Source organism: Syntrophorhabdaceae bacterium (assembly GCA_028713955.1).
GTDB lineage: Bacteria > Desulfobacterota > Syntrophorhabdia > Syntrophorhabdales > Syntrophorhabdaceae > UBA5609.
Genome location: JAQTNJ010000057.1, coordinates 4,615 through 15,154, shown reverse-complemented (window position 1 = coordinate 15,154; position 10,540 = coordinate 4,615). Strand labels below are relative to the sequence as shown.

At 50.4% G+C, this 10,540-nt stretch carries 9 protein-coding genes; all 9 read right to left on the bottom strand.

Going from position 1 to position 10,540, the window contains the following annotated elements; all coding sequences use genetic code 11:
* Positions 1-2,486: AIR synthase-related protein (locus PHU49_06920; protein ID MDD5243733.1), on the bottom strand; the 2,486-nt coding region annotated here is incomplete at its 3' end.
* A 1-nt stretch (position 2,487) separates the two neighbouring features.
* Entirely contained in the window at positions 2,488-3,252 is a 765-nt protein-coding gene (locus PHU49_06915) for a sugar phosphate isomerase/epimerase (GenBank protein MDD5243732.1), read from the bottom strand.
* Entirely contained in the window at positions 3,249-3,791 is a 543-nt protein-coding gene (locus PHU49_06910) for a hypothetical protein (protein ID MDD5243731.1), read from the bottom strand. Before PHU49_06910 ends, PHU49_06915 begins: the two co-directional genes overlap by 4 nt.
* A complete protein-coding gene (locus PHU49_06905; protein ID MDD5243730.1) occupies positions 3,788-5,719 on the bottom strand; it encodes a DegT/DnrJ/EryC1/StrS family aminotransferase in 1,932 nt (643 codons plus the stop codon). The genes PHU49_06910 and PHU49_06905 overlap by 4 nt, the downstream gene beginning before the upstream one ends.
* A gap of 39 nt (positions 5,720-5,758) precedes the next feature.
* Positions 5,759-7,807, bottom strand: coding sequence for a nucleoside-diphosphate sugar epimerase/dehydratase (locus tag PHU49_06900; GenBank protein MDD5243729.1), 2,049 nt, complete (start codon positions 7,805-7,807; stop codon positions 5,759-5,761).
* Positions 7,808-7,881: 74 nt separating this feature from the next.
* Entirely contained in the window at positions 7,882-8,307 is a 426-nt protein-coding gene (locus PHU49_06895; GenBank protein MDD5243728.1) for a type II toxin-antitoxin system VapC family toxin, read from the bottom strand.
* The gene (locus PHU49_06890) at positions 8,304-8,543 is read right to left on the bottom strand and encodes a hypothetical protein (protein MDD5243727.1); all 240 of its coding nucleotides are present in this window, start codon (positions 8,541-8,543) and stop codon (positions 8,304-8,306) included. The genes PHU49_06895 and PHU49_06890 overlap by 4 nt, the downstream gene beginning before the upstream one ends.
* A 436-nt stretch (positions 8,544-8,979) precedes the next feature.
* Positions 8,980-9,684 carry an FKBP-type peptidyl-prolyl cis-trans isomerase gene (locus PHU49_06885; GenBank protein ID MDD5243726.1) on the bottom strand — a complete coding sequence of 235 codons (705 nt, stop codon included), beginning with the start codon at positions 9,682-9,684 and terminating at the stop codon, positions 8,980-8,982.
* A 180-nt stretch (positions 9,685-9,864) separates the two neighbouring features.
* The coding region (locus tag PHU49_06880; protein ID MDD5243725.1) for a hypothetical protein at positions 9,865-10,540 on the bottom strand (676 nt) is incomplete at its 5' end.

Below are 10,540 nucleotides of genomic sequence, written 5' to 3'. Positions count from 1 at the left end.
ACGATCACCACATCCCCTGCCGCCTTGAAATCCATTGTCATGGCCTTCCGCACGTCTTTGATGACGGATATTGCCGAGACAAGGACCGTCTGGGGGACGGAGATCTTTATCTCATTGAAGATATAGTCATTCTTCATGCTGTCCTTCCCTGAGATGCAGGGCGTTCCGAAAAGCGTCGTAAAGTCATACAGCGCCCTGTTCGCCCTTACGAGCTGGGCGAGTTTATACTCACCTTCCGGGTTCTTCACGGAGCTGACAGGGTCTGACCAGCAGAAGTTGTCAAGAAGCGCCATATTCTTCAGGGAACCGCCGGTCGCGATGTTGTTCCGTATCGCCTCATCGATGGCACAGGCGACCATGTGGTATGTATCGAACCGGCTGTATTTGGGGCATATGCCGTGGCTTATGACAACGCCGTCGAAGCTGTCGAGGTCAGGCCTCACGACACCCGCGTCGCTGGGGCCGTTATTCTTTTTGCCTGTCAGGGGTTTTACCACGCTTCCGCCCTGGACCTCGTGATCGTACTGCCTGACAACATATTCCTTGCTGCATACGTTCCATCTCCCGAGGATACCGTACAGGAGGGAGTTGTAATCATCCGGCGCGGGGATCGGCGGCTCATCGACGATCTTCCGCTCCCACTTAGCCTTCAGGTTCATCTTCGGGAGACCCTCATGGAGAAACTTCATATCAAGGCAGGCAACTGTTTCGCCTTTATAGCGTACATGGAACTTGCCGGTATCGGTAAACTCGCCAAGCACCGTTGAGGTAACGTTCATCTCTTTTGAAAGATCGAGAAAGCTCCCGAGTTTTTCAGGGCTCACGGCAACCGTCATCCGCTCCTGGGCCTCGGAAAGGAGTATCTCCCAGGGCGAAAGTCCCTGGTATTTAAGGGGCGCCATTTCGAGATCTATTACGCAGCCGTTCGTATCCTGCGCCATTTCACCAACCGATGAGGAAAGGCCGCCAGCCCCGTTATCCGTAATGGAATTGTAGAGGCTGCGGTCGCGGGCAATGAGGAGAAAATCGGTCATCCTTTTCTGTGTTATAGGATCACCTATCTGTACAGCGCTCGTCGGAGAGACCTCTGAAAGCTCCTCCGAGGAAAACGTAGCGCCGTGGATGCCGTCCTTGCCGATCTTCCCGCCGATCATGATGATGATATCGCCCTTTTGCGCCTCCTTGTGCTGCGTCGGCTGTCCGTCTATCGTTCGGGGCATGATCCCGCAGGTGCCGCAAAAGACAAGGGGCTTGCCCAGGTATCCCTCATCAAAGACAAGGGAACCATTGACGGTAGGGATGCCGCTTTTGTTGCCGCCGTGCTCCACGCCTTCCCTCACGCCTTCAAGGACCCTCTTGGGGTGCAAAAGACGCGGCGGGATCTCGCCGTGATAATTGGGATAGGCAAAGCAGAAGACGTCGGTATTGAATATCAGCTTCGCCCCCTTCCCCGTTCCGAAGGGGTCCCTGTTGACCCCGACGATACCGGTCAGCGCGCCGCCGTAAGGGTCAAGCGCCGAAGGGGTATTGTGCGTCTCCACCTTGAAGGCAAGGTTGTATCTCCCGTTAAACCTGATAATACCCGCGTTGTCTTTAAAAACGGAGAGACAGAAATCACGCTTCCCTTTTTGTTTCCGTATCGTCTCCGTGGAGCCGACGATATAGGTCTTAAAAAGGCTGTCGATGTTCTCTGTTTTTCCGTCCTCTTCATATTCGATAGCAGCGTTGAAGATCTTGTGCTTGCAGTGCTCAGACCATGTCTGGGCAAGGACCTCTATCTCCACATCCGTCGGCTTTTCGCTCAAGCCCGCCCTCTTTCTTTCTTCGATCACGTCCTTCCTGTTGAAATATTCCCTGATCGTTATCAGCTCGTCCCTTGAAAGCGCCCACGTCCGCTCCCTGTTCATCTGCATCAGTTTTTCTATGTCCATATTGAGGTCAAAGGTATCGACGACGGGTTTCGTTGCAATGCTCACTTTGGGGACATAGACCCCCATCCCGTTATCGTTTTTGTACTGCTCCATCGTCTTGCAGACATATCTGTTGATCAGCGTGTTCGCGAGGGCGCCCTCGGCGATCTCGACGACGTGTTCCCTGCTGAGGGAGCCTTTCAGAAAGTACATCTTCGAGGTATAGACGCCTTCCCCGTCTTTGAAGGGGGCGCCGGCAATGGCCTCGATGACCTCCTTCGCGGTCCTTCCCACGTTGTCGGTTACACCCGGTTTGAAGCCGACCTCGATGATCCAGTCCGCGTCGATGAACGTGGGCCGGTTCGTCAGTCCCTGCTGGATCACGGAATCAACGAACGCGTCCGATTGCAGCACATCGACAACATCGGGACCAAGATCCGCGTCGATCGTGTAGACATCCACAACATGGGCGGCAATGACATCGATGCCGAAATCCGCCTTAATCCTCTTTTTTAACTTCTCGCCGGCAACATCCCTTACCTGTTCCTTGCATGATACTTCGATTCGATAGGCCATATTATGAGAGAAACTCCTTTAGATTTTTTATGCTGTCATTCGCGTACGATTCTCTGTGTATCTCTATCGTGTATATGATATTGTCAAGCTGCCGCACGAATGTTTTCAATTCTCGGAACGGGAACGTTCCCATGCCTATCGGCAGGTGCTCGTCGGATCTTCCGTGATTGTCGTGGAGGTGCATCTCCCGTATCCTGTTTTTAAGCGGCGCCAGCCAGTCGCTTATGGGGGTCCGCGAGAAGAGGTTGAAATGTCCTGAATCGAAACAGAAATTGAGGTTTTTGCCCTGGAAGTTCTTGAAAAGCTCGATCAGCGTGGAGGGTTCGTCCTCGAAGATGTTCTCAATGAGGACCATGAGGTTTTTATCCGCCTCACCGATCACCTCCGTCCATGTGTCGATGCTCGCGTCGAGCCACAGCTTCTGGTTCCCGTCATAACGCCACCTGTCATAACCGGGATGGCAGACGACGCTGAGGGCCTGCAGGAGGTTCGCCAGCTCGACGGACCTTTTCAGCTTGTCTTTCGTGATCGTCCGCACCGTCCGGTCGTAACCGCCGGGGCTTAAATCCATGAAAGGAGCGTGTACAGTACATTTCACGCCAAGTTCCCCGAGCATCTTCCCAAGCTCCTTCACGTCCTTTGTTTGAGCCTCATCGAGGGCGTTGTTATTGAAATACACCTCGATGCCTATTCGGAGCGAGAGTATACGCTGTATATTATCCTTCACCAATCCGTACGGGGCATTCATAAAAATAGGGAGCGTCAACGTCTCACATCCTCTTGTTTTTTTGGATTGACCGATCGGTATGCCTGTACAAAACGGTCAATAAGTATCTCTACGTTGCTGCGTATCGTGTTCAGGGTGCCGATATTGGCGACACCTGTAATACTTATATCCCAGGTAGAGGCAAGTGTTTTGAGCTTTGGGTCTGCCTCCAGCACGACGATCTGATTGAGGTTGACGGTGACGTCGAAGGCGTACCAGTATTTCTCATACTCATGCGTGTTAACATTCACATAGAGAACGGGTCTCCCGGGGGTCTTCAGCCACGCGTCCCCGGTCAATACCTGTATGCCTGCCTTCTGGAGCCTTTGCTCTATCTCTTTCTGGAGCTGTTCCTTTGTAAGGTTAAAACGCTGCGCGTATTTCTGGATGTTCGGCTGCAGTTCCTCCACCATAACATTAACACCCTGCAGGCCGCTCATCGTGTGCCGCGTCAGTTCCGTATCAACGCCGTAGGCCGCAGGTTTCACAACCAGCATGCAGCAGACCATCATGGAGAAGAGAACGATTCTCATTCTCATATATTGCCCTCCTTCTTTATTGCTTCAGGAATAGTATCGGCTATGGCCTTGCATACAACTTCTATCTCTTCCTTTTTCATATTCGCATGAAAAGGCAGCGCGAGGATCGATGCGCCCGCTGCCTCTGATTCGGGAAAATCTCCCGGTTTAAAACCAAACATCTTCCGGTAAAAGGGCTGGAGGTGGATCGGGAAAAAATATGGCCTGCTCGGGACACCTTTCCCGGCAAGAAGGTTTACCATCATATCGCGGTCAATGCCGGGCGCAAAGCGCACGACGTATACGAACCAGCTCATGCGCGTCGTCGTCGGGGCGATGGTGAGCGGCGTAACACCTTCAATACCGGATACTATTCTATTATATTCATCGGCAACTGCGGCGCGCTTATTCAGCAGCTCGTTGAGCCGTTTTATCTGGACCACGCCTACTGCAGCGTTCAGCTCCGACATTCTGTAATTATATCCCAGGCGGGAATGGTTGAGCCACCCGTCGAACTTGTCCCTTCCCTGGTTCCGCAGGCTCCTGAAGAGGTGCGTCCATTCCTCGTCATTTGTAACGATCATTGCCCCTTCGCCGGTGGTGATCTGTTTGTTCGGGTAAAAGGCGAAAGTGCCTGCCTTGCCTATGGCGCCGGCCTTCCTGCCCTTGTATTCCGCGCCGATCGCCTCACAGGCATCCTCGATGACCAGCAGGTTATGTCTGGCAGCGATCTCCATGATGGGGTCCATATCGGATGGCTGACCAAAGACATGAACGACAACGATCGCCTTTGTCCGCTCCGTGATGGCGGCCTCGATCCTGTCCGGCGCAATGCCCAGGGTTATCGGTTCGATATCGACAAAGACCGGCGTGGCGCGCTCGTAGAGGATGCAGTTCGCCGAGGAGACAAAGCTGAAGGGTGTTGTGATAACCTCGTCACCAGCCTGAATACCGGCGGCAACAACACACATGTGGAGGGCGGCAGTGCCGTTCACCACCGCGACGGCATGGTTCATGTTGCATTCTGCCGCGATGAGGTCTTCGAGCATAACCGTTTGTGATCCTATGCTGAGATTGCGGGATTGCATCACACGGATAACGTTCTGTATCTCCTTTGTAGTAATATCCGGCAGGGACATGGGCAAACGGAGAGAGCTGACGTTGCCCGCCGCCACATCCTCCTGGCTCAAAAGGCTCGCAGGCGCCGATGCGATTGAAAACGGAATAGATATTGTGTGACAGATATTCTTGATATTCTGTATCGTCTGGGCCGGCGCATTCGGTATGGCGATGATCACCTCATCGACATTCATCTTCTGGACAATGTCAGCCAGCGTAACCAGCGGTCCGAAGACATCCAGTCCATGGGTCTTCCTGCCGATCTTTTTTTGATCGTCATCGACAAAGGCGACCGGCTGCGTGCCAAGTTGCGGATTATCCATGAACTCTCTCGCAAGGTGCACCCCTGTATCGCCTGCCCCCACGATCAGCGCCCGTCGTGCAGGTTTGATGTCGACCTTTTTCCAGTCGATCTCATCGGCGTAGTTCTCGGAAACCTTCAGGATCACCCTCAGCCCCCCGAGAAAGAATATGCTCAGCAGGCCTTCAAGTATCAGCAGCGAACGCGGGAAGTCTGTGATCAGAAATGGCCGGAACAGGAGGAGCGTCACGAGCGAAAGGATGAGGGATCCAATCCCGACGGCGACAACGAGCCTGAAAAAATCGTGCGTTGTCGCGTATCGCCACATGCGTTGATAGATACCCGAGCAATAGAACACCACCGGCCTGACAATCATCGCGAGGATGATAAACGGCCATACAGTCCTGATGTGGCGGCTGAACAGGAAATAGTTCGGGTAGAATATCTCCAGCCGGATCATCATCGCAAAAATGATGGCAGCCATGGTCAAAAGGCTGTCTGCAAGCAACATATACCAGTAACGGATCATTGGAATTTATAGACCTCCTGAACGGGAAGCGTTGGGTATCTAAGATTGTTCTTCATAATGTTTCACATATTTTTTGAGCAGTTCCCTTACCTTTACGTCATTCTCCGTTGAAGGATCAGACAGCAATCCCTGGAACTCCTTTAAAATATTTTCGATGTCATCCATGGAATATCTTTCGCTGTTCTTCGCGATGAAGACCTTTTCGTGTTTGCTCGCGATAGTACCCTCTTCGGCGGTCAGGATCTCTTCGAAGAGTTTTTCTCCTGGTCTGACGCCGATAAATTCGATATCAATCTCCTTGTAAGGTTTCAGGCCATGAAGGCCGATCAATTCTTCTGCAAGCTCAACGATCCTCACCGGCTCTCCCATATCGAGGACAAATACCTCCCCGCCCTCCCCCATCATTGACGCCTGCAGTATCAGCGATACTGCTTCAGGTATGGTCATAAAATACCTGACCATATCCTTATGTGTGACAGTCAATGGGCCTCCATATTTCAATTGCTCCATAAAAAGCGGCAACACGCTCCCCCTGCTCCCCAGCACATTCCCGAAACGAACGGAAATAAAACGGGTGGATGGGGTAATGGGAAGATGGTAGGATGAGGGATTTAGCAAACGAGGTTCTTTTGTCGCATTGTCGCATCCCCGCATTATCGCATTATCACATAATCTCTGCCCTTCGCTCTCAGCTCTCAGCTCTTCGCTCTCAGCTCTCAGCTCTTCGCTGCCGTTCAGCGCCTGGCATACATATTCCGCTACTCTCTTTGTCGCGCCCATGACACTCGTCGGCATTACCGCCTTGTCTGTTGAGATCATGATAAATTTCTCAACACCATATTCTTTCGCTGCCCTGGCAATGACGTGTGTCCCGAATATATTAACCTTTACAGCCTCTTTGGGGTTATATTCCATCATCGGCACGTGCTTATATGCTGCCGCGTGAAAAATAATCTGGGGATGGAACATACCGAACACCTCATTCACTCTATCCCGGTCCCTGATATCCCCGATCACCAGATGCATATTGTCTGCAAGCTCCGGATGGTTTTTTTTCATCCTGATACTCATGTTATGAAGCTCTGTATCATCGATATCAAAAAGCACGATCCTGCCCGGCTGAAAGGCACAGACCTGCATAACAAGCTCTGAGCCGATGGACCCTCCGGCGCCGGTGATCAATACTGTTCTGTCTCTAATGAAATCCTTGATCCCCCTGTAATCGATCTGTACGATCTGCCGTCCGATGAGATCCTCAACGCTGATATCTTCGAGCGCCTTGAGGTTAATGTCAGGCTTGTCAAAATCAAATATCCTGGGCACTATCTTGATAGTCTTGACATCGGCCTTTTTTGCCGTATCGTATATGTCCTTTAATTTTTTCCTGTTTAATCGTGGAATAGCTATGATCATAGCCTCCACAGAGTCCTTCGCAATGACGTCCTCCAGCGCCTCCGTCGTACCGATGACCTTTATCCCGTGGATGTACGTGCCTACTTTGCTTTTGTCATCATCGAGAAACCCTATCGGCGAAAACTCACCATACCCCTGCCGTGCTATATCTCTGAGGATCATCTCGCCTGTGTTCCCCGCGCCGAGAATGATCGCCCGCTTCCCCTTTTTGACGAACTTCTTCTCACGGATCACTTCAAGATAAAGCCTCTTCGATATCCGCAAGCCCGCGATCAGGAAAAGGGAGACAATACCGTCGACGAGAAACACCCTCTTCGGAAAACCTGTAAGGGCAAAAGGCGACAGGTAGGAATTCGGAAGACTCAAAACAATGAGCAGCAATTCGGCGAAGATAATGGCAAAGATAATATTCACGAGGTCGGTGATACCGACATAACGCCACGTTATTTTGTATACTCTGAATATAGCAAATGCGACCAGCTTCGCCACAATAAAATACAGCAGCACCTCATCCATGATGTCCGGGTAGTCGATGTTCAGGTTCAGATCGAAATGGACAGTGAAGGCAATGAAGAGAGAAATGACAATCAGGATAATATCCGAAAGCACAAAGAATAGAGTCCGCTTCAGCAAAGACGTTTTCACAATGCTCTGTATGAGACCCTTAGAGTCCATCAATTTTTTTCCCTGTCTTTAAGTCGTGTGCTGCTTTGTAGTTCGGTTATACCATGAATATAAATACTTTTCCATCACACATCGATACTTTCTAAAAGACAGAGATGGTCATTTTTGCCGATTTTTTTTGCGAATCGCTCATCGGCAGTGATAAGCACTGCCTGTATATCATGAGCAACGGCCAGATACGAGGCATCATAAAAGGTAACCCCTTTTATTTTCATCCAATTAAAACATAGTCCGCATATATGATCGGTTAACGTAATGCTTCGTATGTTCAAATCCATAACAAGGTCCATCTTTTCCGGCGCCTCTCCCGGTATTACCCTGCCCAGGACGTTACCAACCTCAAACTGCCAGAGCACAGGCGCTGCAATGGTAACATTGCCTTCTACCCATGTATTCAACAATTGCATTGCCTTCTCCTGGTCGGATTCGCGCTCATCACCAAGGATCCATTTGAGTATCACGGAGGCATCTACCACATAGTTTCTTGTCAATGTGACCCCCTATCCTTCACAAGGGCATCGACAATCTCTTTATTTGAGAGCTTTTTGCCTTTTGTCCTTGCAGCTAATATCTTCCCCACCGCATCTTTTCTACGAATCAGTTCGAGTTCTCTTCTGAGCGCATCATTGGCTACTTTGCTGCGTTTCCCGGCGGGAACAAGGGCTTCCAGATCTCTGTAAATATTTTCTTCGATCATAAAATTCAGCTTTCTCAAGGCCTTGCCCATATTATTACCTCCTGAGATATCCTATTTATTGTACTTATTAAATGTACCCCTTTTTCCTACCTAATACAATTATTTTATGAACTATTTAATTGACCCTAAGCCTACATCGGCGGGCATACGTGCGAATATTACCCATCTTGTGCATAGCGCGAAATGGGCAATATAGTGAAATGGGTAAAATAAGGAGGGATAAGCTGGGAGCTTGATGCTGAAATATGGACGTGGGAAGTGGCGGCTATGAGGCAAGAGCGAAAAGGGCTTTGTAATCGGTAGTGAAGACCTATAGGCGATGAACTAATATAACAGGATCAGGAATTATCTGCCTTGGAATATGAGTCGGAACATATGTAAACCTAAGTGCGTGTCCGTCAAAACGGGGGGGGAAGATCATAACCAATATCAAACTTATAAAGAGACCAAGGGTGTCAATTCCGCATCACTTGATGGACAAGAGTTCAATCTCAAAGATCAGCGTCGTGTTCGGTCCGATATTACGACCTGCTCCCCGCTCTCCGTAAGCAAGCTGGGGCGGTATGAAGAGCTGCCATTTGGAGCCTACGGGCATAAGCTTCAGGGCCTCGGTCCAACCGGGAATAACACCTGCAACCTTAAAGGTTGCGGGCTGACCCCTGCGATAGGAACTGTCAAATTCAGTCCCGTTGATAAGGGTGCCCCGATAGTGGCATTCAACCGAGTCAGCATTCGTCGGCTTCCTGCCGCTGCCCTCCTTAATTATCTTGTACTGCAGACCGCTCGGCAGGGTCACAACACCTTCTTTCGTCTTGTTCTGGGCCAGAAAGGCATCGCCTTCTTTCTTGTTTTGTTCAGCAACAACTCGCGTTGTCTGTACCTGTTTCTGCATCAGCTCATTCTGATAAGCGTTCAGGGTTGCACGGAGGTCATCTTCTGTCATCAGTAACTTTCCATTAGAGTAGGCATCCCTCAGACCCTTTATCAGGATGTCCAGATCGAGGTCCATCCCAAGCCGCTTAAAGTTTTCCGCCATATCGACGCCAATCCCGTAGCTTATCTTATCCTTTTGTGTCTTCAGACTTTGTATTTCTTCAGCTCCTGCCTGCAAACTAAAAAAAATCACCCCCAGTATTACCACCATCCATTTTAATGTTTCCTTCAGTCTCATGGTCTCTCCTTAATTAATAAAAATAAAATATAATACCTATCTTCTCCTATTGCCTCCAATATTTTCAAGAAATATATTAATATATCGGGGAGGGATCTCTCCCTCCCCGATATAGAACACTTGCTGTTTTAATGCACCATCACAAGAAAAATCTTTGATACAGTTAGCAGGCCATCGGTTTCAGAAGCCTGCCACCATGGTTGTCGGAACGGTCGCATTCAACTTGGTCCATACATTCGCTTCCCATAGATAAATACCCGATCCAAAGGTCGTATACAACTTCGCGCCCGAGGCCACCATGCCTGTAGGAACAGTCGCGTGGAGCTTGGTCCATGTACTGCCGTTCCATTGATAGAGACCCGAAGCCCAGGTCGCGTACAGCGCTGTACTTGTGCCCACCATGCCTGTAGGAACGGTCGCGTGGAGCTTGGTCCATGTACGGGAGGCATCCCATTGATAGAGACCCGAAGCCCAGGTCGCGTATACTGTTGAACCTGACGCTACGAAGTCTGTAGGAACGACCGCGTGGAGCTTGGTCCATGTGGTACCATCCCATTGATAGAGACCAGATCCTGTAAAGGTAGCATACAGGTACGAACCTGATCCAGTCATGCTTGCAGGGACAGATGCGTTCAACTTGGTCCAGGTAGCGCCTTTCCATTGATAGAGACCCGAAGCCCAGGTCGCGTACAGTGCTGTACTTGTGGCAACCATGCCTGTAGGAACGACCGCGTGGAGCTTGGTCCATGTACGGGAGGCATCCCATTGATAGAGACCCGAAGCCCAGGTCGCGTATACTGTTGAACCTGACGCTACGAAGTCTGTAGGAACGACCGCGTGGAGCTTGGTCCATGTG